Genomic DNA, 22,247 nt, shown 5'->3' on the forward strand with positions numbered 1-22,247 from the left:
GGTTTTATGAAGAAAAAGGTACTTGGATACTACGATTATACGGTGATACTTACATATTGCGGAATGTTGTTTGCCTTTGCAGGCATACTTCGGGTGATAAGGGGAAATTACTGGGAGGCAGTATTCTGCCTTATGTTTGCCGGGGTATGTGATATGTTCGACGGAACGGTGGCCGCCACAAAAGACAGGACGGAGATGGAAAAAAGGTTTGGGATCCAGATAGATTCTTTCAGCGACCTGATCAGCTTTGGGGTTCTTCCTGGGCTTTTTGTCTACATGATTTCCAATCAAAATCTCTTTGTGGGGATATTGTCATCTCTCTTTGTCCTGTGCACCCTGATTCGTCTCTCCTATTTTAATGTGTTAGAGGAGGAGCGGCAGAGACATACCGATGAGGGAAGAAAAAGCTACATAGGGGTTCCGGTGACTACCATGGCGGTTTCCCTGCCCTTATTCTATCTTTTGTATGATTACAGGCTGTGTAAGACAGTTCTGTGTTTTCCACTGCTTTTGGTTTTCATGGGCGCAGGTTTTTTATCCCCTATTGAAATACGGAAACCTGGAGTGGCAGGAAAAGCGTGCCTGATTCTTGTGGGCATTGTGGAGATGCTGGGAATGCTTATGTTTATGGGATGGGATATGGTATGAAGGATTCGTTCATTTTAAGGTTTTTATACAGGACGGTTCCCGGGAGAAGCGTATTAAAGTTTCTGGTACAGCCAAAGGTGTCTGTTTTTGCAGGGCGCATTCTTTCCAGCGGCGCGTCAAAATATTTTATTCCCTGGTATATCCGGAAGAATCACATAAAGATGTCAAATGTAATGATTCCGGACGGCGGGTTTTCTTCCTTTAATGATTTTTTTACAAGGAAAATAGATACCGGGGGGGGGTTTAAGACAAAGGAAGGGGAGGTAATCAGCCCCTGCGACGGATTTTTAACCCCTGTAAAAATAGAAAAGGATACGGTTTTTGATATTAAAAATGCGGAATATTCCCTGAAAGATTTGCTGAAAAGCCCTGGCCTTTCAGAACGGTTTCGGGACGGTATGGCTTTTATCTTCCGGCTTACTCCCGCCAATTACCACAGATACTGTTATCCTGCAAAGGGAAAAATCCTTGCCGCCCGAAGGATAGATGGCGTGCTTCACTGCGTCAGGCCCGTGGCCCTTCGGACGTTTCCTGTGTTTGTACAAAATACCAGGGAGTTTGAGTTGATAGAAACAGAAAATTTCGGGATAATGGTGCAGATGGAAGTAGGCGCCCTTCTTGTGGGGAAGATAAAAAACCACAGCCCGGCCCGGGAATCAAAACAGGTTCTGGCAGGGGAAGAAAAAGGTTATTTTGAATTCGGAGGATCCACTATTATTCTTTTGTTTGAAAAAGACAGGATGGTTTTAAAAGAAGAATTGTATGGAAGAATTGACGGCAACGGAGAAATTTCTGTTCATATGGGGGAGACCATAGGGTATAAATATCTTGGGTAACGCTCCTTATTCTTCACAAAATACTGTGGGCATTTCTCTGTAAAAGATTGACAGAAATGCCAGAAAATGATAGCTTTAAATAAGATGTTTTAAGCTGAATGTAAAAAGGAGAAAGAAAATGAGTGACAAGACAATTCCATACAAGATTTACTTAGAAGAAAAGGAAATGCCTGCCCAGTGGTACAATGTGCGGGCGGATATGAAAAATAAACCGGCGCCTCTCTTAAACCCGGAGACTTTAAATCCAATGACATTAGAAGAGCTTTCCGGTGTGTTCTGCGAAGAGCTGGCAAGACAGGAGCTTGACGATACCACGGCTTACATTGATATCCCCGAGGAAATCCGTAAGTTTTATAAAATGTACCGCCCCTCACCCTTGGTAAGGGCTTACTGTCTGGAGGAAAAACTGGACACCCCTGCAAAAATATATTACAAATTTGAGGGAAACAATACCAGCGGCAGCCACAAGTTAAATTCCGCCATTGCCCAGGCGTATTACGCAAAGAAACAGGGGTTAAAAGGCGTAACCACTGAGACAGGGGCAGGACAGTGGGGAACGGCCCTTTCCATGGCCTGTTCCTATTTTGGGCTGGACTGTAAAGTCTATATGGTAAAAGTTTCCTATGAGCAGAAACCTTTCAGAAGGGAAGTTATGCGCACCTACGGCGCCAGTGTAACACCCTCCCCTTCCGAGACAACAGAGGTGGGGAGAAAGATTCTTGCGGAGCATCCGGGAACTTCCGGAAGCCTTGGTTGCGCTATCTCCGAGGCTGTGGAAGTGGCAGTGGGAACGGAAGGTTACCGCTATGTGCTGGGGAGCGTGTTAAACCAGGTGCTTTTACATCAGTCTGTTATCGGTTTGGAGGCCAAGGCGGCGTTGGATAAGTATGGCATTGAGCCGGATATTATTATCGGCTGTGCCGGAGGCGGTTCCAATTTAGGCGGTTTGATTTCTCCTTTTATGGGAGAAAAATTAAAGGGAAATAAAAACTACCGGATTATTGCGGTGGAACCTGCCTCCTGCCCAAGTTTTACCAGGGGAAAATTCGCTTACGATTTCTGCGATACGGGTAAGGTCTGCCCCCTTGCAAAAATGTACACTTTGGGCAGCGGCTTTATCCCCTCTGCAAACCATGCAGGGGGCCTTCGGTATCACGGCATGAGTTCCACTTTATCCCAGCTTTACCATGACGGGTTAATGGAAGCTGTCTCCGTGGAGCAGACGTCCGTATTTGATGCCGCCGTACAGTTTGCCAGAGTAGAGGGAATCCTTCCGGCGCCGGAAAGCTCCCACGCTATCCGTGTAGCTATTGACGAGGCATTAAAGTGCAAGGAGACAGGGGAGGAAAAAACCATTGTCTTTGGCCTTACGGGAACCGGGTATTTTGATATGGTGGCATATCAGAAATATAACGACGGAAAAATGGAAGATTATATTCCCACGGATGAGGATTTAAAACCTGGGTTTGCATCCCTTCCCCAAATAGGTTAAATGGGAAGTATCTTACGTGATAAAACATACATCTTAGACGCCCGTTCCGGCAGCTTGCCGGAGGGGCTCTTTTTTTGTTTCTCAAATCTGATATACTTTGATTTGAGATAGAAAAGAGGAGGAATCATTCAAATGAAAAATCTAAAAAAATTTGCGCTGCCCGCCGTTTTCTGGTTAATTTTTGAAACCATAGCCGTTACCCTGTGGCTTACAAAGGACAATTTATTTTATCTGTTAAATTTCAGTTACATCGGAACATCCATTGCAGCAGGGTTTCTCTTGTTTAAACTTCGCTACAAACACGCCCGGAGAGTGGCCCAATTTTTGGTGGGAACTTATATGCTTGTGTATCTTGGTTTGATATCCAATGAGAATATGCAGATAGAAGGATTCTGGTACTATCTTTTTACCGGGGTGTTTGAAGCGGCCACCATCCATTATGCGGTGGCAAAAATATTTGGCCCCCTGATTTTCGGCCGGGGCTGGTGCGGGTTTGCCTGCTGGACGGCAATGATACTTGACTTGCTTCCCTACAAAACCCCTGAACAGCACAGGAAAAAATGGGGGTTCATAAGATACATAACCTTTGTTCTGTCTTTCCTTTTTGTCAGCGCACTGTTCCTTGCCCAGGTAAAAGATATGGAACGGATTATGTTCTGGGCCTTTTTGGTTGGAAATTTTTTATATTACACAGTAGGAATTATTCTGGCCTTTGCCCTGAAGGATAACCGTGCTTTCTGCAAATACATATGCCCCATTACCGTGTTTTTAAAGCCCATGTCTTATTTTTCCCTTATGCGCATTAAATGTGACGAGAGCAAATGTATTTCCTGCGGCAAGTGTAAAAGGGTATGCCCTATGGATGTGGATGTAACGGATAATTCCAGGAAACGGGAAAACAGGACAGAGTGTATTTTATGTATGGAATGTGTAAAGTCCTGTCCGAAAAATGCGCTGTAAGAGTTGGTTAAAGTATCCATAGTCAGTTTATGCCATTAGACTTTAGATTTTTTGTTCTTTGACGATATAGAATATAAGAACGACAAACAGGAGGAAAATATCATGCGTATTACAAACCAGATGTTAGCAAAAACAGCGGCGAAAAGCGGAATTCCGCTGCAGCAGAACAGCCTGCTTAATATAATGACAAAGCAGTACCAGTCTGAGGAAAACGGGCTGCTCTCCAAAATCGGAAAGAAAAAAGATGATGATTTGACTTTTGCCGCACTGCAGCAGTTAAAAAACCGGAAAAATGAGAAGCTTCAGAAACATGCGGATTCTTTAAATGAATTCGCCACAAAATTAAATGCGGCAGGGGAGGATTCCCTTTTTGGAAAAGCCGAGAAAAGTGAGAGCACAGAGGATATTGTCACCAATGTACAGGGAATGGTGGATGCCTATAACAATACCTTAGACCAGTTAAAAAACACAGAGGGCGAATTAAATAAGTTCTACATGGACGAGTTAAAGACCTATGTGTCAGACCACAGGGAGGCTTTAAGCGCAGCAGGCGTTACGGCTGGGGCTGACGGTAAGCTTGTGATTGACGAAGAAAAACTGAAAAATGCAGATTTGGAGACATTGAAAAAAGCATTTGGAAGTACTTCCGGGTTTACAGATAAGGTTGGCTTTATCGCCGGCAGAGTATCGGAAAATGCCTCGGCCAGCGAATATGCTTTCTTAAATCAGTATAATGAGAAGGGAATTGCCAATCTGGAATCTTATGTGGCAAATCACTACAATTTCTGGGGATAAATCCTGCAAAGATATTTCCTTTTGATAAAGAATGGAGTCGAAATTAGTTTCAGGGAGGAACGGCTATGGGAATGTCTATGGAAACATTGGCCCAGGGCGGCCTGGGCTTTACGGCAGCAAAAAAACCTGGCTTTTCATTTGAAAAAGTCTATGGAAAAAAGAAGGAAGATAAGAATAAAGCGGGGAAAAAGAAGAAATATGCCTATAACCCAAGGGAAATTTCCGGGGAGCTTCTTCGTGCCTCCAAGGCTTCCAGCGCGGCGGTGGTTATGGTGAAAGCCAAGGAGAAAGTGGCGGTTTTGGAACAGGCTCTTTCCAGCGGCGCCTATGAGGAGGCTGCTGTGCGAAGGGCTCTTGTCCATGCAAAAAAGATGGTGGAGTGCTCCAAAATGAAGGTGCTCCATTTAAAGGAAGAGGAGCAGATGGCAGTGAAGCACCAGCGGGAACGCCAGGGAAGGGACATAAAAAAGAAAGCCGGTATACAGCGGAAGCTGGCTAGAAAAGAGCAGGAGTTAAGGCAGAAAATTGCCCTGGAAGAAAGCCATGATGTGCTGTGGGAAAAAACAAGGCGCCAGGAGCTTATGCAGAAAAAGAAAAATAACCGCAGGGAGGAACTGGAAAAAATAACCGATGCGGAACTTAAGTACCTGGAGAGCCAGATGCGTGAGGGGGGGGGAGATTCCTTTTCCGATTTTTCCGGGGTCAGCGTAGAGCTTTCCGGAGGGACGATGGAGATGGGGGAGATTGCCATGTCCGGGGATGCCTCAGGCTTTGCGGTCCCTGTGGGAACAGCGGTGGATGTGTGTGTATAAGAAATTTAAAAATGGAGCAGCTGCTCTTTGTTTAAAGGCAAAGAGTGCTGCTTCTTTTTTGGGCAAAGTATTTCCTGTGGTCAAATCTGTAATTTTATGGTACAGTATTTAATAAGACATTGATATACTAAAATGAAAAGAGAATGAGCAAAATATAAGAAAAATAAAAGAAAAGAGGTAAAAAGTTTGGAGCTGACCAAATTGAATCAGGAGTATTGCCAGAGGATAAAGGAGGATAAAGAGGCCCATGCCCTCTCTGCTGCCGAAGAAATCGCCTATATGAGCCAATCCACGGCAAAGTATCATGGGAGATGTGTCAGTACCCTATATATGCCAAAGATTTTTTTAAAACAGGATATTGAGAGGTTTGAGAAACTGATTTCTACCCTTTACGGGATTTTTGACAAGGTGATAGCAAAGTACCGGGAGGATGAAGCCTACCGAAAGCTCTTTGGGTTTGATGAGAGGCTGGAGGAGCTGATTTTAAGGGAGAAGCGGTACGACTGCAATATTCCCATTGCCAGGATTGATATTTTTTATAACGAGGACACCGGGGACTTTAAATTTTGTGAGTTTAACACCGACGGCTCCAGCGCCATGAACGAGGACAGGGAGTTAAATATAGGTATTAAACGCACTCTGGGGTATAAACAGCTATCGGAATTGTATGATCTTTCCACCTTTGAACTCTTTGACTCCTGGGCGGAAAAATCCCTTGAGATTTATCACTCCGCAAAATGTGCCGTTAAGCGGCCCCATGTGGCTATTGTGGATTTTATGGAGAGCGCTACAAACAATGAGTTTGAAATTTTTGCCGAAAGTTACCGAAAACTGGGATTGAGCTGTGAAATTTGTGAGATACGGAATTTAAGGTACGAAAAGGGCAGGCTGTACGGGGAAGGGAATATTCCCATCGACCTGATTTACCGCAGGGCTGTCACCTCGGATATTATGAAGCATTATGATGAGGTGGGAGATTTTATCCAGGGGGTAAAGGAGGATGCGGTATGCCTTTTGGGGGATTTTACAACCCAGATTGTCCACAATAAGATGATATACCGCATGCTGCACCATCCTATGACACAGGAATTTTTAACTTTGGAAGAATGCGAGTATGTGGAGGCCCATGTGCCTTACACGGCCCTGATGGATGCGCCTTACATTCCCATGGAATCCGTTTGTAAAAGCAAAGATAACTGGATTTTAAAACCCCAGGATTCCTACGGTTCCAAAGGAGTATATGCGGGGGTGGAATATGAGTCTTTGGCGGAATGGGAGAGTATCGTGAAGGCACATTCAACCCATGACTATCTCCTGCAGGAGTTCTGTACTCCCTATGAAACCTTAAATATTGACTTTTCCGGGGGAAGGGATGCGGATTTTATCCCTGTTTACAATCTGACGGGGTTGTTTGTGTACGGGGGAAAGTTTCAGGGAATTTATTCCAGGGTGTCCAGGGGGAAAATCATTTCCACACAGTACAGTGAGATTGCCCTGCCCACCATGACAGCGGCAGAAAAGAGATAAAGGAGAACAGGTATGAAAGAGTTTATGAGAGCAGTAAAGATAGATGTGATTGTGACTTCCGTGGTTTGTATTGTTATGGGGGTGGTGCTGATTTTGTTTCCCACCCAGGTGGTGACGGTGGCCTGCCAGGCAGTTGGGGTGATTCTTGCCATTTTGGGAGGCGTGCGCCTTGTGTCCACCCTTCTTTCCAAAGTGAAATCCGGCATTGATTTTCCACTGGGGCTTTTGCTTTTGATTGTGGGGGTATGGATTCTACTGCACCCCGCCAGCATTGAGAGCCTGATTTTTATCGGGGTGGGGGTCACTCTATTTTTTCACGGCATCAAAGGGATCCAGATGGCATGGGAATCCCAAAAAAGCGGGTATGGAAGCTGGATTGTGTTAATGCTTTTATCCCTTCTAAATGCAGTTTTCGGGGTGGTGTGCGTAATTGACTGTTTCGGGGTGTTTACCGTAACGGCTACCATTGCCTTAACCCTTGTGGGCCTGGCCCTGATTTATGACGGGATTTCCAGTATCTTTATTTTAAGCCGGGTGAGGAAAGCGGCAAAAGACATCATACAGGACATGGAAGCCTTAGACGTGCCCTATGAGGAGACCAGGTAAGATGCGGCAGATGGAATTTAAAATGGAGCGCATGGGGCTTTTAAAGGTGGGGGATGTGCTTCCCGTGACGGAGGGAAAACTTCCCACATCCTACTATTATACTTTAGGCAAGGCTTTTGCCATGTCGGCAAATTACAAGTTTAACGAAAGGCTTTCCTCTAAGGAGGGAAAGGTGGTTTCCGTGGAGGAAACGCCCAAGGGGTATTTTGTGACAGTGGAGTTTGACGAGTAAAAGCAGGCTGTGCTATAATAAGCTTCAGGAATGGATTCCTGCGGGCAGATTGGGTGAGGGAAATGTATGAGATACGTTCCGATGAATTTGGCAGAACCGGGAATGGCATTAGGACAGGAACTCTATGACGGGGACGGACAGCTTCTGGTGGCCAGGCATTTGATTTTGGATAAGGATTATATTAAGGCTCTGGGAGATCTGGGATTTCCCGGAGTCTATATTGACGACGAATTTACGGAGGGCATTCGTATTCAGGAGGTTGTAAGCCCTGAAGTGCGCAGGGAGGCAATCCGGGGCGTGCGGGAGCTTTTTATCAGTAATGCCTACGATGAGGATGCGGCGGAGGAAGAAGCACGGATTAAAAAGCTGGTTTTGGATGTGATAGAGGATATTTTAAGCAACGGGGATGTCATGTACAATATGCTGGATTTAAAGGTGTATGACGACTATACCTATTTTCACTCTGTAAATGTGGCGGTGCTTTCCGTGATGATGGGTTCCCAGATGTGTATGACAAGGCAGGAGCTGACTATTTTGGCTACGGCAGCCATACTCCATGATATTGGGAAAAAGTTTTTATCCCTGGAATTGTTAAATACCCCAAAGCTTTTGGGGGCAAAGGAGAAGCAGCTTCTTTTAGACCATCCCAGGCTGGGGTTTGAATTTTTAAAACAGCATTTTCATTTTCCCAGCATGGTGTGCCTCAGCGTGCTGGAGCATCACGAGTGGTACAACGGGGAGGGATACCCCTTACATAAGGCGGGAAACGATATTTCTATCTATGCCAGAATTATCAAGCTGGCGGATACGGTGGATGCCATGGGTTCCAAGCGGCCTTACCACGAGCCGGCCCAGCCCTCGGAGATTGTGGAGTATATCATGGGGAGGATGGGCAGTGAGTTTGACCCCAATGTGGTGATTACCTTTTTAAATAAGATTGTGGCATACCCTGTGGGGTGTGAAGTGGAGCTTTCCAACGGGCAGCACGCCGTTGTAATGGAAAATTACAGCGATTTTGTGTTAAGGCCCAAGATAAAAATAATGGAGACGGAAAAAGTAGTGGATTTAATGCAGGATGAGAAGGCAAGAAATATTACCATTACAAGGGTATTGATATAATTTATAAAATAGAAAGAGCGGATAAGATATGACAGTGCAGGGAAAGAGCGCTATTGACACTTTACTTGCAGAGAGTTTTAAAGAGCTTGCAATGCAGCGTTCTATTGAAAAGATAACAATTAAAGAGATTACGGACAAGGCGGGGGTTATCCGCCCCACCTTTTATAATCATTTTCAGGATAAATATGAGCTTTTGGAATGGATTATCACAAACGACCTTTTGTGGCCCATCCAGCCCCTGGTGGAAAACCGTATGATAAAAGAGGCTCTGACCTTGTTGTTTACCAATATAGAAAAGGAGAGGGATTTTTACAGGCAGGCGGTAAAGTTAGAGGGGCAGAATTCCTTTGAATCCATTGCGGAACAAAGCGTCACAGGGGTTCTTTTGGATATTATTATGAAGAGTCCCGGCGGGGGAGCAGCAAAGTTTTCCTGGCTTACCCCGGAGCGGATTGCCACATATTATGCCAGGGACATGTGCTATGTGGTTATCAGCTGGATTAAAAGCGGATTTGTGATCTCTTCCAAAGAACTGGTGGAAATTTATCAATATATTATGCGCCGTTCCATGGATGACGTGTTGTTTGGGGAATGACAATTTAAAATGAATGTTATGACCCATATACAAAAGGGCGAATTTGTATATGGGAGCGTGACACGGGGAAAAGATTGAATATTAACAAATTCAATCTTTTTTTATATGATACTTTACGTGGAAAAAATAAAAATGAAAGAGATGAAAAAGCGTAATGATTAAGTTAGGAAAAGCCATTGTAAAACTAAGAATCCCCATATTGATCATCAGTTTTTTACTGTTGATTCCCACCGGGATAGGATATCTGAACACAAGAATCAACTATGATATTCTCTCCTATCTCCCCGGGGACATTGAAACCATGAAAGGGCAGGATATCCTGCTGGAAGAGTTCGGCACAGGAGCCTTTTCGGTATGTGTCATCCAGGGAATGGAGGAAAAGCAGATTACGATTCTGGAAAATGAGCTGAAAGATGTGGATCACGTAAAAGATGTGCTGTGGTACGGAGCCATTGCAGACATTTCCGTTCCAATAGAAGTCCTTCCCACGGAAATCGGAGAGGCCCTCAAGGATGCGGAAACAGGAAGCCAGCTTATGATTGTCACTTTTGACACATCTATGTCGGCGGATGAGACATTGAATGCCATTAAGGAAATCAGAGGGCTGACCCAGAAACAATGCCTCTTAAGCGGTATGTCGGCTGTGGTCTCAGATATCAAGATTATCTGCGAAAGCGAAGTCCCAATTTATGTAGCCATAGCCGGAGGCCTCTCAGCACTGGTATTGGCCATTACCATGGATTCCTTCCTGATACCGGTTATCTTCCTTTTAAGTATTGGAATGGCAATTATCTATAATCTGGGAAGTAATTTTATCGCAGGTGAGATTTCCTTTATTACTCAGGCTTTAGCAGCAGTGCTTCAGCTGGCGGTCACCATGGACTACTCCATTTTCCTGTGGCACAGTTACCAGGAAAACCAGGAGCGTTATCCGGGGGATAAAAAGAGGGCCATGTCCCATGCGATTTCCCAGACCATCACATCCGTTGTGGGAAGCTCCATTACAACCATTGCAGGTTTTTTGGCCATGTGCTTTATGACATTTACCCTGGGTATGGACCTTGGTGTTGTTATGGCAAAAGGAGTGGTATTTGGAGTGATTGGCTGTGTCACCATACTTCCTTCTATGATTCTTGTAATGGATAAGGCTATAGAAAAGACAAGGCATAAAGCCCTTTTGCCGAACTTTGAACTGGGAAAATTTGTGACAAAACATTTCTGGGTGTTTATCATCGTATTTTTGGTGGTTATCGGACCGGCTTTTTACGGACAGAACCATACGCAAGTGTATTACGACCTTATGGGAACGCTGCCGGAGGACTTGGAAAGCGTACAGGCAGGCATGTCGCTGGAAGATACCTTTGAGATGGGAGCCACCCATGTGATTCTGGCAGACGCCAATATGTCCGCCAAAGACGCCTACAATATGGAAAAAGAGCTCCAGGATGTAAAAGGCGTAAAACTTGCATTGGGACTTGACGCAGTGGTAGGACCGGCTATTCCCAAAGAGTTGGTGCCGCAACATATAAAAGATGTGTTAAACAACGGAAAGTATCAGATGATTTATGTTATGTCTGAGTACAAAACAGGGACGGATGAAGTGAATGAACAGTGTGACGCCATCCGCAAAATTATAAAAGGGTATGACGAATCCATTATGCTTATCGGGGAGGCGCCCTGTACCCAGGATTTGATTACAATTACGGACCAGGATTTTAAAACCGTAAGTGCAGTGTCCATTATCTTAATCTTTTTGATTATTGCAATAGTGTTAAAATCCGTCTCCCTTCCGGTGATACTGGTGTCTGTGATTGAGTTTGCCATATTTATCAACATGGGCATTCCCCATTACACGGGAACGGTACTTCCCTTTATCGCTTCTATTGTAATCGGAACCATCCAGCTGGGGGCAACTGTGGATTATGCAATTTTGATGACAAACCGTTACAAACGTGAGAGGAGCAAGGGGGCTGGTAAGAAAGAAGCTATAGAAATATCTCTAAATACTTCCCTCCCATCCGTTATGGTAAGTGCCCTTAGCTTCTTTGCGGCAACCTTTGGAGTAGGGGTATATTCCAGTATTGATATGATAAGCTCCCTGTGTGTTCTCCTTGCAAGAGGAGCAATCATCAGTCTCTTTGTGGTAGTATTTATATTGCCGGCTATGTTTGTGGTGTTTGACAAACTGATTCTTCACACAAGTATCGGATTTAAGCCGGAAAAACAGACAAATAATTAAATCAATATATAATTTTCAGGAGGTAAAGGAAATGAAATTAGCAGAGTTGAAAAGTAAATTCAAAAATAAATATGTGATTCGCATTGTGGCAGGTGTATTAACGGTTGCCGTATTAGGCAGCAGCGCCACCGCATATACCGTGTACGGTGCAAAAAAGACGGCTGTAGACACGGCAGAGGACAGTAAGGGCCAGGACAACAGCGAGTTTGAAAATGATTTAAAGGATATGCTCTCTGACAATATTAATGTGGAGGCCAAGGAAGTAGATAAGGACGAGACGGTGTATGTCATTGCCGACAGCACCGGAAAGGCAACCTCCACCATTGTAAGTGCATGGCTCCGGAATCCCGACGGAAAGGAGAAGCTGACAGATGCCTCTGATTTAAAGGATATCACCAATGTGAAGGGGGACGAAACCTTTACCCAGAAGGGAAGTGAGATAACCTGGGATGCGGCGGGAAGCGACATCTACTACCAGGGAACTACCTCAAAAGATACTCCCGTCACGGAAAAAATCACATATTTCCTGGATGGAAAGGAAGTTTCTCCTAAAGAAATTGCAGGAAAGAGTGGGAAAGTTAAGATTAGATTTGATTATACAAACAACGAGAAGACAAAAGCTTCTATTGCTGGCAAGGAGGAGGAAATCAACGTTCCCTTTATCGTAGTTTCCGGTATGGTGTTAGGGGATAATTTTACTAATGTGGACGTGACAAACGGAAAAGTGATCTCTAACGGTGCGGGAAATATGGTGGTTGGTATTGCAATGCCAGGATTAAAAGACAGTTTAAATATTAAGGAAGAGGATCTCTCCGACAATATTTCCATACCCGATTATGTGGAAGTTACAGCGGACGCCGAGGACTTTGAACTGGATATGACTATGAGTATTGTCAGCAGCAGTTCCAGCTTAAATGTGGACGGTGCATTTGATTTTTCTGACCTGGACAGCAAAATCGATGATTTGACAGACGCTGTGGACAAATTATCCGACGGCTCCGGGGACCTGGCAGACGGGCTTAAAAAATTGAATGACAAAATGCCGGAATTTTCCAACGGCTTAAATGATTTGCAAAATGGTGTCAGGTCTTACACAGACGGGGCAAAGACCTTAGCCGACGGCATCAGCACATTAAAGAGCAGTTCTGGTGAGTTAATCAGCGGGGTTGACCAGTTAAAAACCAGTGTGAATACTTTGAATAACGGAGTACAGACATTGAATAAAGCCGTGAGTGCCAAAATGAGCGATAAGGAGAAAGAGGCTGCCAGGGCTCAGGCGTCACAGGCAGCCCAGGCAGCAGTGGATGCACAGCTTGCAGACGGAAGCGAGCAGTTTAACGGCATTAAGGCCCAGGCGGCAGAACAGTTCAGGGGAACTATATTGGCAAGTAAGGATGCCACAGTAGCCCAGGCAAGAGAAGGGGCCAATCAGGTAGTGGCAGGGAAGATGGATGCAATTAAAGGCCAGGTATACGACCAGGTGAATGCAATGGCTCCTCAGATAACAGAGCAGTTAGCAGGATCTATAAACGGAAGTTTGGGAGGTATAAAGGATAGCGTCAGAGCCGGATTAAATGATTTGGTGTCGGCCGGGGCAATAACAGAGCAGCAGGCAGATGCGATTGCAGCCCAGGTAGCAGAAGGTGTAAGCCAGCAGGTAGCCGCAAAAGTTCCGGAGCTTAGCGGAGCCGTTACAGAATCACTGAAAGGTGTAGCAGGACAGACGGCGGATGCAGTGGCAAGCGGCGTGGCAAGTGAAGTTGCAGGTGCGGTAGCCGGCACAGTACTGGACGGAGTGGCAGGCCAGGCGGACACAATTGGAAATTCTGTGGCAAGTGCAGCCAGAACAGCGGCGAAGCAGGCAGCAGGCACAGCATCCGGGGAAGCGGCTATCCAGGGAGCAGAGACAGCAAAGGCAACGATTGCCTCCAACATCAACGCAAAAGACAAAAATTCCGGCCACAGCCTGGTATCCGGCATGAATGAATTAAACAAGGCAGTAAAACAGATGGCACAAAAAATGCCTACCCTGTCAAGCGGTATTGACCAGCTTTATAACGGCAGCCAGACATTGGTTTCCAACAACGGCACCATTAACGATGGTTTAAGCAGGCTGCTCGACGGGAAAAATACCATGGCGGAGGGCGTGACGAAGTTGGCAAGCGGTTCCAGAGAGCTGGCAGACGGAGTGATTGAGTTTAACGAAGAGGGAATTGAGAAATTGTTAGACAGCTATAACGGTGATGTGAAAGAGCTGGTTGACCGTATCCAGGCCATTATGGATGCAGGATGCGAATATGAATCCTTTGGAGGAAAAGCGGAAGATACCGTTTCCAGCGTAAAATTCATTATTAAGACGGATGCAATAAAAGCAGATAAAGAGTAAAGGATGTAAGATATGGATTGGCCGGAGAATCTGCTGATTCTGCTGGGCATATCACTGGATATTTTTGCCGGCATGGAATGTAAAGGCTCCCTGCTGGCAAAAATAGAAAAAAAACAGTTGGTACTGGCCTGTGCAGTTGTCAGCGTATGGCAGGCAGCTGCCTTATTTGCAGGAAATTTTCTTTCCACCCTCCTTTTGAAAAAGGATGGGATAGCGGAAAATGAGATGTTTATCGGAAGTGTGATAGCCGTTGCCATTTTTGTGTGCCTGGGAGTAAGGCTTATGTCTAAGGCAATTAAAAACGAGGCGGTTCAGGAGCGCAGGGAGGCGGGAATCAAGGTCACAAATTATGTCCAAATGGTAAAAGTTGCAGGGTTTTATACATTATTGACAGGAATCGCTTTTGGATTTGTGGGGACAAAACTTATAGATACGGTAATCATGATGGCAGTTTTTTCCGTGCTGGTGGTAATCGGAGGATTGTATACAGGATATCATTTCGGCTTCCAGCAAAAAAACAAGGCATATATTGCAGGGGCGGTATTATTGTGGCTGGCAGGGGCTGATATTGTTTTGAGGAATGTGCTGCAGGTGATATAAAACAATAAAAAAATCAGGCGCTTGCTTTTTATTCAATACTTTCATATAATGAGGATACAATAGTTGTACATTTACATGGGCAGCAGGGATGTTTCACAGGGAGGTAAATATCGTATGGACATTTTTCTTATGAAACCCAAAATAGACTTTGCTTTCAAGGAAATCATGACAGACGAAAAGGCACGTGTAGGTTTCTTGTCCGCCATACTAAAGCTAAACCCTGCTGATATCAAAGAAACCCGGCTTTTGAATACAAATCTCCGGAAAATCCATGGGGATGACAAACTGGGGATTCTTGATGTACGTGTTCTTATGAATGACGATACGGAAATCGATATTGAAGTCCAGCTTGCAAAGCTGACAGTATGGGCAGAGCGTTCTTTGTTTTATCTATCAAAGATGTATACAGACCAGATTAGCTCCGGTGATGATTATGCCAGGTTTAAAAAATGTGTCAGCATATCCATTCTGGATTTTGTATTATTTGACGATTCGGATGAGTTTTATTCCTGTTTTCACATTGCTGAGGATACGAGGCATACGCTGCTCACAGATAAAATGGAATTCCATGTATTAGAGCTTCCCAAGATTTCCGGGGAGCTGAAAGCGGAGAGCAGCAATCTTCTTTTATGGGCAAAGTTTATTAATGCAGAGCAGAAGGAGGAATTTGACATGATTGCAGAAAAAGATCCTTATATTGAAAGCGCTTATCAAAAACTCCAGATTATCAGCCAGGACAAACAGAAACGTTTAGAATATGAAGCACGTGAGAAAGCCGTAAGAGACCATAACCAGTTTATCCGTGAAGCGGAAGCCCGCGGGTTGTCTATTGGGAGGGAAACAGGTTTAAAAGAAGGCCTAAAAGAGGGCCTAAAGGAAGGCCGCAAGGAAGGTCTGAAGGAAGGCCGCAAGGAAGGTCTGAAAGAAGGCCTAAAGGAAGGCCGCAAGGAAGGCTTAAAAGAAGGGATTTGCGCAATGCACTCTGTTCTTATGGAGATAGGTACACCATATTCAGAGGTATTGGATATAATCTCCTCTAAATTTGAGGTTTCAAGAGAGTATATAAAATCATGTGTGGAAGATAAATAATATCATAGCTGTATAGCTGCAGCCTTTTATGACACGTAAAAGTGTCGTAAGCGGCTGCTTTTCCTTTTTCAGGGATTGCTGCAAAGAAAGGTTGTATGAAACCGTCGGAAGCTTTGGAGGATGCGTATGAAAGAAAATGCAGTTCATAAAATTGCCGTTATATCGGATACCCATGGGCTTTTGCGCCCTGAAATCAAAGAGATACTAAAAGGATGTCAGGTTATTTTCCATGGGGGCGATATGAACAGCTGGAAAATATTAGAGAAGTTAAAAGAGATTGCCCCGGTATATGCCGTGAGGGGAAATGGGGATAAAGAGTGGGCCCGGGAACTTCACCAAGAACTTATGGTCACTATGTTTGGGCTGCGCATTTATATGGTGCACAATAAAAAGCACAAAAAAGCAGATCTTCATGATGTGGATTTATTTATCTACGGCCATTCTCATAAATATGAAGAAAAGGAAGAAGATGGCGTTTACTGGCTGAATCCCGGGAGCTGCGGCCCCAGGCGTTTCCGGCTGCCTGTGACCATGGCGGTTGTGACGGTGGAAGAAGATACGGGAAGCTTTCAGGTGGAAAAAATAGATTTAACAGAAGGTGTTTCAAAGCCTTCTGTTTTGGGTGTGTCAGAAGGAAATCTGAAACATACTCTGGAAATTATTATTAAGGAAATGAAAGCAGGGCGCAAAGTAGAATATATTGCAGAACATTTGGGAGTAGAGCGGGAGTTCGTAGAGCAGGTGTTAAGAATCTATGTAACCCACCCCGGGGTGGATGCCCAGGGGATTATGGATAAAATGGAGGTCAGTGCTTTGTTTGACAGGCCGGGAGAGAATATTTTATAATTCTCTCCCGGTTAAATAATATCAGGCAAACTGTCCGACAATCTCCATGAATTTTTCTCTATTTTTGGGATACCAGGTTTCAAATGTCTCTTTTGCCCCGGAAATCTCTTTTCCCAGTGCAACAAAGAATCTGGGGATATCCTCCACCGTTAAAACCCCTGCATCTTCCCCGAAGCGTTCTTCCCCCTGGATGTCGCTGCCGTTTACATACATGGCAAAGGCGGCTTTCGGCCCCTCCGGCGTCTGCTTCACACCGCCCCGAAAGCCAATGGATCCAATCTGGTGGGCGCTGCAGGAGGAAGGACATCCGCTGATGTGGATTTTCGGCAGCACACCGTCTGGAAATTTTAATGGACGGACAGCTTTTACGCAGTCATTTAACAGGCTCTGGGAATCCCTGGCCCCTACCTGGCAGATGCTGTTTCCAATGCAGGCCACGGAGGTTTCAAACAGAGTTTCCGCCCCGTCGTCTGTAAGGGCAATAAGCTTTTCCCCTTCCTTGGCGGTGCAGTTGATAAAATACATTCCCTCTTCCGGTGTGAGACGGATTTCCACATCCTCCATGGGAAGAATAGCATCTAAAATCTTATGGAGCATGTCCGGAGTGGGATTGCCCCCGATGGGATGATAGGATACGGCGTAGAGACCTTCCTGTTTCTGGGGAAACGCCCTTTGGTGGTTTAAGTTTCCATCTCCGGACTTCTTGATGGAAGGCACCGTTACGTTAATCTCCAGATTTTCATTTTTTAAAGTTTCCTCCAGCTTTTCCTGGTAGGCTTTTTTATACCCATCTGCCCCCAATGTATCCTGCATATACCTGGTTCTTGCACGCCCCCGGTTTTCATAATTGCCGTAGGCGGTAAAGGTGTCCACCATAGCCTTGATGTAGTAAAGAATTTTTTCAGGAGCCACATGGTCAGCGACTTTTACCCCCATTTTCGGGTTGTTTCCTAAGCCCCCCGCGCTGTATACATCAAAAGTCCCGTCTTCACATGCCACAAAACCCAAATCCCGGAAAGTGGCGTGGGGAAAGTTTTCCTTTGTGGAGGAAAAGCACACTTTCAATTTCCTGGGCAGTTTTACTGCTTTGATAAAGGACAGGAGATAATCGGCAGCTTCTTTGGCGTAGGGGGAGACGTCAAAAGCTTCCTCCTTTGTCACCCCGGCCAGGGGAGTCATCATTACATTTCTGGGGAAATCCCCGCCGCCGCCCCTGGTGATAATGCCATGGTCCCAGGCTTCCTCAATGAGGGAGCAGATCGTCTCCCCACTTAAATTGTGGAGCTGGATGGTCTGGCAGGTGGTGAGATGCACCCGGTCTATGTGATATTTGTCAATGCTGTCTATCACGAATTTAAGATAATCCTTTGTAACCCTGCCCCCGTAGAGCCTAAGTCTAAGCATACCGCATTTTGCCCCCCGCTGGGCGTAGCTTCCAAATCCACCGGAGAAACCTTTGTACTCCGGAACAGATAATTTTCCCTCATAAAAGAGTTTTGTTTTTTCCCGGAATTCCGCTAAATCGCTGCGGAATTCCTCTGCATAATTTTTATCCATAAAAACTCCTTTCTCATATCTCTTATTTTGGCTGGATTTTTTTGTTATTATACCACAGGACAGAGGAAAAACCAATGTGAGAAAATTTTACTTCCTTGACAAGCGATACGCTACGTTCTAAAATGCTTTTGTATGGAGGAATCCTCTTATGAAAATTTTACTTACAGCTATAAATGCAAAATATATCCACTCAAACCTGGCGGTGTACAGCCTTAGGGCGTATGCCGGAAAATTTAAGGATTCCATTGAAATCCGGGAATTTACCATTAACCACAGAAGTGAATATATTCTCCAGGAAATATATAAAATAAAACCCGATGTCCTTTGTTTTTCCTGTTATATCTGGAACTATACTTATGTCCGGGAAATTGCAGCGGAAATCCACAAGCTTCTTCCCAATCTCCCTGTTTGGGCCGGAGGACCGGAAGTCTCTTTTTGCATTTCGGAAACTTTTTTGGAAAATCCAGGATTTTATGGTATTATGGTAGGCGAGGGTGAAGCATCCTTTCAGGAACTGGCGGAGCATTACTGTGAGGGGAGAGGACAGGAAAACCTGTTTCATATCAAAGGAATTGCCTTTCGCAGAGAGGGATACGGCTCACAGGAGATTCATATTACACAGGAGAGAGATCCTTTGGATTTAAGTTCCATTCCCTTTTGTTATGAGGATATGGAAGATTTTAAAAACAGGATTGTCTATTATGAATCCTGCAGGGGATGCCCTTTTCGGTGCAGCTATTGTCTCTCTTCCATTGAAAAAACCATGCGTTTCCGGGATATGGATCTGGTGAAAGAGGAGCTGGCCTTTTTTATAGAAAAAGAAGTGCCCCAGGTAAAGTTTGTGGACAGAACATTTAACTGCAATCACCGCCACGCCATGGAAATCTGGAAATTTCTAGGGGAGAGGGACAGGGGAATCACGAATTTCCATTTTGAGATTGCTGCCGACCTTTTAACCAAAGAGGAACTGGCGCTTCTTGCCTCCTTTCGTCCCGGTTTGGTGCAGCTTGAGATTGGGGTGCAGAGCACCAATGAAAAAACTTTAAAAGAAATCCGCCGGACTGCGTCTTTGAAACAAATAGAAGATGGGGTAATCCATATAAAAAATGGGGGAAATATCCATGAACATCTTGATTTGATTGCCGGGCTTCCCTATGAAGGATTTGACAGTTTTGCCCGGTCTTTCAGGGAGGTTTATGCCCTAAAGCCCAATCAGCTTCAGCTTGGGTTTTTAAAGGTCTTAAAAGGTTCGTATATTTGTGAAAAAAAAGAAGAGTACGGGATATTGCATAAAAGCCTGCCCCCCTATGAGGTGATGGAGACGAAGTGGCTTTCTTACGGGGAGATTCTCTCCATAAAGCTGGTGGAGGAAATGCTTGAAGTATACTACAACAGCGGTCAGTTTCAGGTGACTATGAAATGCCTGGATGCGGTATATGAGGATTCCTTTGGATTTTTTCTGAAATTAGGGGAATTTTATGAGAGGAAGGGATATCTTGCCATGAACCATTCCAGAATCCGCAGATGTGAAATTTTGCTGGAATTTTTTCAGGAGGAAGGAACCATTCCCATGGATTTGGCAAAAGAGTCCCTGATTTTTGATTTATATTACCGGGAAAACATAAAAAGCCGCCCTATTTGGGCTGTAAACCCTTCTGTTTTTGCCCATATGACAAAAAAACACTGCAAAAATGGAAAAATGACCCATATAGAGCCGTTTTTTTACCATTTTCCCTGGGCGGGGGAGGAAATAAAAGAACTGCCCCGGCGGCTTAGTGAGGAGATATATGTGGAGTTTGACTACCGTAAAAGGGATGCCTTAAATCATCAGGCAGAGATACGGGAATACAGAAAAGAGGAATTGATATGAGGGGAAAGGGATTACAACTGGATTTGGATAAAAAGTACGAGAAGAAAAATGTACTTATGATTTTAGGCGGGATTTTTCTGGCGGTATCCCTTTTGTTTCTCCTGGCATTGTTTTGGTGGAACCAGAGGATTGTCCCGGTGGATGTAGGTGGATGTGAGGCGGATCAGGGCCAGCTTACCTACAAGATTACAAAAACCTACGGGACAAATTTTATCAAGCTGGAGGGGTATGCCTATGTGCCGGGGCAAAGCATTGATTATGCCGATATTTCGGTTATCGCCTATCACCCTGGGGAGGATAAATATTACAGGCTGCCCACGGAGATTGTGAAAAAGACAAAGGTTACAAAAAAAGTTAAGGACGGCCATAACTATGATTACTGCGGCTTTTCTTCCGTGGTGCTGGCGGATAAGATTTGGGACGATACCAAGTTTTATATCCGCTGTCAAAATAACGGTGTGGATATCCTGGCGGATACGGGAGAAGTTTTTGATTACAGGTAAAAGGAGGATGGGATGAATAAAGTACGGGACTTTTTTGGGACAATAACACAAAAAAAATATATTCCTCTGTGGGCATTTGCCGGGATTTCCCTTATCTATCATTTTTTTATGCGGGAGCCGGAAGCTTCGGACGCCATGTGGTTTTTCAGAAATCAGTTGGACGCTTATACTTTGAAAGATTATCTTATTATCCGTTATCAGACATGGTCTTCCAGATTTCTTATAGAAGGCGTACTGGTGTATCTATCCAGGCATGTTCTGCTTTGGAAAATTTTGGACTATTTCTTCTGGGTGTTTCTTGCCTGGGCCATTGCCTGGCTGTTTCCCGAGGAAAAGCGCAGAGTGGCCTGTTACATGACGGTGGGATTTTTACTGATGTACCCTCTGTGGGATTTGCGCACGGCGGGCTGGATTGCCACCAGTGCCAATTATACCTGGGTGCTGGCCTTAGGGGTGTTTTCCCTCCACGGTGCAGTGCGGGTATATTACGGGAAAAAGACACCTGTTCTTTTGGCGGTTTTATACATACTGGCCGCATGTTACGGAGCAAATATGGAGCAGATGTGTGCCGTGCTTCTGGCGGTAAATTTTCTGGCCATTTTATATTTCGTATATAAAAAAATAAGCTTTAAAAAGTACTGGCATGTCATTGCATGCTTCCTTGTTTCCCTGGGGGAAATTCTATTTATACTCACCTGTCCGGGAAACGCTCTTCGGGAAAACCAGGAGATTGCCAACTGGATGCCCAGGTATGCATCCTTTGACTTTATGGATAAAATCTGCCTGGGATTTACGGAGACAATGCAGCACCTCCTAAACTCCGGGAATTTTATGTTTTTTATGTTTTCCCTGATATTGGCTGTACTTGTATTTTTAAAAAGCGAAGATTTGCGGTACCGTTTTTTTGCCCTGGTTCCTCCGGTTGTAAACGGAGTTTTGGTATTTTTCCAGGGCACCCTTGAAAAGTATGTGCCCTCTTTCTGGGAGCTTTTTAAAGAGAACGCTTATCCTAACGGCACAAATTATCACCTGGGGGAGAGTTACATTCTCATGGTTTTATACCTGTTTGTGCTGGGGAGCGTGCTTCTCTCCCTGGTGGTGGTGTGTGACACCTGGGCGGAATTAATTGCACAGTGCTATCTTCTTGTCCTGGGCCTCGCCACCCGGGTGGTTATGGGCTTTACCCCCACCATTTATGTGTCAAAGGAGAGGACATATCTGTTTTTCTACATGATTCTTGGCATCAGTGCCACCTGGCTTGTGGTAAATAATATTGCCATGCTCCGGGAAAAGCGGAAAGCGCTGGAGGCCCTGCAGCTTGTGGGAACCTGTTTTATCCTGTTTTGCGTTATATTTGGCCTGATACAAACAGGAAGTGTATAAAAGAGGTAATAAAAAGTTTATAATTCCTTTACGCATTGTTCATGTTTTTCGCTATTGTGCATTGGTAATGAACGTGTTACAATACAAGGTAGTTTGCAATAGGGAAGGACAGAGAATGTTACAGTAATTTTTGGAAGTTGATAGGAGCTAAA

Annotated in this window: 20 protein-coding genes; 19 read left to right on the forward strand and 1 reads right to left on the reverse strand. The window is 44.8% G+C overall.

Features of this window, described 5'->3' with window-relative positions; translation table 11 throughout:
• The first annotated feature begins 6 nt into the window (after positions 1-6).
• The 16 genes from D7Y06_RS12250 (at position 7) to D7Y06_RS27945 (ending at position 16,782) form a co-directional block, all read left to right on the forward strand.
• Complete coding sequence (locus D7Y06_RS12250; RefSeq protein ID WP_120408082.1) at positions 7-648, forward strand: CDP-alcohol phosphatidyltransferase family protein; 642 nt, start codon at positions 7-9, stop codon at positions 646-648.
• Positions 645-1,484 carry a phosphatidylserine decarboxylase gene (locus tag D7Y06_RS12255; RefSeq protein WP_158591363.1) on the forward strand — a complete coding sequence of 280 codons (840 nt, stop codon included), beginning with the start codon at positions 645-647 and terminating at the stop codon, positions 1,482-1,484. Before D7Y06_RS12250 ends, D7Y06_RS12255 begins: the two co-directional genes overlap by 4 nt.
• Positions 1,485-1,602: 118 nt before the next feature.
• On the forward strand, positions 1,603-2,976 hold the full coding sequence (locus tag D7Y06_RS12260) for a TrpB-like pyridoxal phosphate-dependent enzyme (RefSeq protein WP_120408084.1): 1,374 nt from the start codon (positions 1,603-1,605) through the stop codon (positions 2,974-2,976).
• 132 nt (positions 2,977-3,108) lie between these two features.
• On the forward strand, positions 3,109-3,936 hold the full coding sequence (locus D7Y06_RS12265) for a 4Fe-4S binding protein (RefSeq protein WP_120408085.1): 828 nt from the start codon (positions 3,109-3,111) through the stop codon (positions 3,934-3,936).
• A gap of 102 nt (positions 3,937-4,038) precedes the next feature.
• Positions 4,039-4,731, forward strand: a complete 693-nt coding sequence (locus D7Y06_RS12270; protein WP_120408086.1) for a hypothetical protein — start codon at positions 4,039-4,041, stop codon at positions 4,729-4,731.
• A 65-nt stretch (positions 4,732-4,796) separates the two neighbouring features.
• On the forward strand, positions 4,797-5,543 hold the full coding sequence (locus D7Y06_RS12275; protein ID WP_120408087.1) for a hypothetical protein: 747 nt from the start codon (positions 4,797-4,799) through the stop codon (positions 5,541-5,543).
• A 186-nt stretch (positions 5,544-5,729) separates the two neighbouring features.
• Positions 5,730-7,070 carry a glutathionylspermidine synthase family protein gene (locus D7Y06_RS12280; RefSeq protein ID WP_120408088.1) on the forward strand — a complete coding sequence of 447 codons (1,341 nt, stop codon included), beginning with the start codon at positions 5,730-5,732 and terminating at the stop codon, positions 7,068-7,070.
• Between the two features lie 12 nt (positions 7,071-7,082).
• Positions 7,083-7,676: an HdeD family acid-resistance protein gene (locus D7Y06_RS12285; protein ID WP_120408089.1), complete on the forward strand. Its 594-nt coding sequence runs from the start codon at positions 7,083-7,085 to the stop codon at positions 7,674-7,676.
• Position 7,677: 1 nt separating this feature from the next.
• The gene (locus D7Y06_RS12290) at positions 7,678-7,908 is read left to right on the forward strand and encodes a hypothetical protein (protein ID WP_120408090.1); all 231 of its coding nucleotides are present in this window, start codon (positions 7,678-7,680) and stop codon (positions 7,906-7,908) included.
• A 66-nt stretch (positions 7,909-7,974) separates the two neighbouring features.
• Positions 7,975-9,027 carry an HD-GYP domain-containing protein gene (locus tag D7Y06_RS12295; protein ID WP_120408091.1) on the forward strand — a complete coding sequence of 351 codons (1,053 nt, stop codon included), beginning with the start codon at positions 7,975-7,977 and terminating at the stop codon, positions 9,025-9,027.
• A 28-nt stretch (positions 9,028-9,055) separates the two neighbouring features.
• Complete coding sequence (locus D7Y06_RS12300) at positions 9,056-9,622, forward strand: TetR/AcrR family transcriptional regulator C-terminal domain-containing protein (protein WP_120408092.1); 567 nt, start codon at positions 9,056-9,058, stop codon at positions 9,620-9,622.
• Positions 9,623-9,776: 154 nt separating this feature from the next.
• Positions 9,777-11,861, forward strand: coding sequence for an efflux RND transporter permease subunit (locus tag D7Y06_RS12305; protein WP_120408093.1), 2,085 nt, complete (start codon positions 9,777-9,779; stop codon positions 11,859-11,861).
• Positions 11,862-11,892: 31 nt separating this feature from the next.
• Positions 11,893-14,247, forward strand: a complete 2,355-nt coding sequence (locus D7Y06_RS12310; RefSeq protein ID WP_120408094.1) for a hypothetical protein — start codon at positions 11,893-11,895, stop codon at positions 14,245-14,247.
• 12 nt (positions 14,248-14,259) lie between these two features.
• A complete protein-coding gene (locus tag D7Y06_RS12315) occupies positions 14,260-14,847 on the forward strand; it encodes a manganese efflux pump MntP (protein ID WP_120408095.1) in 588 nt (195 codons plus the stop codon).
• A 114-nt stretch (positions 14,848-14,961) separates the two neighbouring features.
• Entirely contained in the window at positions 14,962-15,936 is a 975-nt protein-coding gene (locus tag D7Y06_RS12320; RefSeq protein WP_120408117.1) for an Rpn family recombination-promoting nuclease/putative transposase, read from the forward strand.
• Between the two features lie 126 nt (positions 15,937-16,062).
• A complete protein-coding gene (locus D7Y06_RS27945) occupies positions 16,063-16,782 on the forward strand; it encodes a metallophosphoesterase family protein (RefSeq protein WP_120408096.1) in 720 nt (239 codons plus the stop codon).
• Positions 16,783-16,803: 21 nt separating this feature from the next.
• On the opposite strand, the gene D7Y06_RS12330 is transcribed toward D7Y06_RS27945, so the two are convergent.
• Positions 16,804-18,339: a nitrite/sulfite reductase gene (locus D7Y06_RS12330; protein WP_120408118.1), complete on the reverse strand. Its 1,536-nt coding sequence runs from the start codon at positions 18,337-18,339 to the stop codon at positions 16,804-16,806.
• A 148-nt stretch (positions 18,340-18,487) separates the two neighbouring features.
• On the opposite strand from D7Y06_RS12330, the gene D7Y06_RS12335 reads away from it, so the two are divergent.
• From D7Y06_RS12335 to D7Y06_RS12345, 3 genes are read left to right on the forward strand one after another with little or no spacing between them, the layout of a single operon-like run.
• Entirely contained in the window at positions 18,488-20,209 is a 1,722-nt protein-coding gene (locus D7Y06_RS12335) for a B12-binding domain-containing radical SAM protein (protein ID WP_120408097.1), read from the forward strand.
• Entirely contained in the window at positions 20,206-20,712 is a 507-nt protein-coding gene (locus D7Y06_RS12340; protein ID WP_120408098.1) for a hypothetical protein, read from the forward strand. Before D7Y06_RS12335 ends, D7Y06_RS12340 begins: the two co-directional genes overlap by 4 nt.
• Before the next feature lie 12 nt (positions 20,713-20,724).
• On the forward strand, positions 20,725-22,095 hold the full coding sequence (locus D7Y06_RS12345; RefSeq protein ID WP_120408099.1) for a hypothetical protein: 1,371 nt from the start codon (positions 20,725-20,727) through the stop codon (positions 22,093-22,095).
• Positions 22,096-22,247 lie beyond the last annotated feature (152 nt).

This window comes from Roseburia sp. 1XD42-69, assembly GCF_003612565.1.
Taxonomy (GTDB): Bacteria; Bacillota; Clostridia; order Lachnospirales; family Lachnospiraceae; genus Roseburia_B.

Bases quoted from the DNA above. Each gene is read 5' to 3' on its own strand.
- D7Y06_RS12315 (WP_120408095.1), top strand. From the start codon at position 14,260: ATGGATTGGCCGGAGAATCTGCTGATTCTGCTGGGCATATCACTGGAT.
- D7Y06_RS12335 (WP_120408097.1), top strand. From the start codon at position 18,488: ATGAAAATTTTACTTACAGCTATAAATGCAAAATATATCCACTCAAAC.
- D7Y06_RS12310 (WP_120408094.1), top strand. From the start codon at position 11,893: ATGAAATTAGCAGAGTTGAAAAGTAAATTCAAAAATAAATATGTGATT.
- D7Y06_RS27945 (WP_120408096.1), top strand. From the start codon at position 16,063: ATGAAAGAAAATGCAGTTCATAAAATTGCCGTTATATCGGATACCCAT.
- D7Y06_RS12330 (WP_120408118.1), bottom strand. From the start codon at position 18,339: ATGGATAAAAATTATGCAGAGGAATTCCGCAGCGATTTAGCGGAATTC.
- D7Y06_RS12255 (WP_158591363.1), top strand. From the start codon at position 645: ATGAAGGATTCGTTCATTTTAAGGTTTTTATACAGGACGGTTCCCGGG.
- D7Y06_RS12275 (WP_120408087.1), top strand. From the start codon at position 4,797: ATGGGAATGTCTATGGAAACATTGGCCCAGGGCGGCCTGGGCTTTACG.
- D7Y06_RS12285 (WP_120408089.1), top strand. From the start codon at position 7,083: ATGAAAGAGTTTATGAGAGCAGTAAAGATAGATGTGATTGTGACTTCC.
- D7Y06_RS12260 (WP_120408084.1), top strand. From the start codon at position 1,603: ATGAGTGACAAGACAATTCCATACAAGATTTACTTAGAAGAAAAGGAA.
- D7Y06_RS12250 (WP_120408082.1), top strand. From the start codon at position 7: ATGAAGAAAAAGGTACTTGGATACTACGATTATACGGTGATACTTACA.
- D7Y06_RS12295 (WP_120408091.1), top strand. From the start codon at position 7,975: ATGAGATACGTTCCGATGAATTTGGCAGAACCGGGAATGGCATTAGGA.
- D7Y06_RS12345 (WP_120408099.1), top strand. From the start codon at position 20,725: ATGAATAAAGTACGGGACTTTTTTGGGACAATAACACAAAAAAAATAT.
- D7Y06_RS12340 (WP_120408098.1), top strand. From the start codon at position 20,206: ATGAGGGGAAAGGGATTACAACTGGATTTGGATAAAAAGTACGAGAAG.
- D7Y06_RS12265 (WP_120408085.1), top strand. From the start codon at position 3,109: ATGAAAAATCTAAAAAAATTTGCGCTGCCCGCCGTTTTCTGGTTAATT.
- D7Y06_RS12320 (WP_120408117.1), top strand. From the start codon at position 14,962: ATGGACATTTTTCTTATGAAACCCAAAATAGACTTTGCTTTCAAGGAA.
- D7Y06_RS12305 (WP_120408093.1), top strand. From the start codon at position 9,777: ATGATTAAGTTAGGAAAAGCCATTGTAAAACTAAGAATCCCCATATTG.
- D7Y06_RS12300 (WP_120408092.1), top strand. From the start codon at position 9,056: ATGACAGTGCAGGGAAAGAGCGCTATTGACACTTTACTTGCAGAGAGT.
- D7Y06_RS12270 (WP_120408086.1), top strand. From the start codon at position 4,039: ATGCGTATTACAAACCAGATGTTAGCAAAAACAGCGGCGAAAAGCGGA.
- D7Y06_RS12290 (WP_120408090.1), top strand. From the start codon at position 7,678: ATGCGGCAGATGGAATTTAAAATGGAGCGCATGGGGCTTTTAAAGGTG.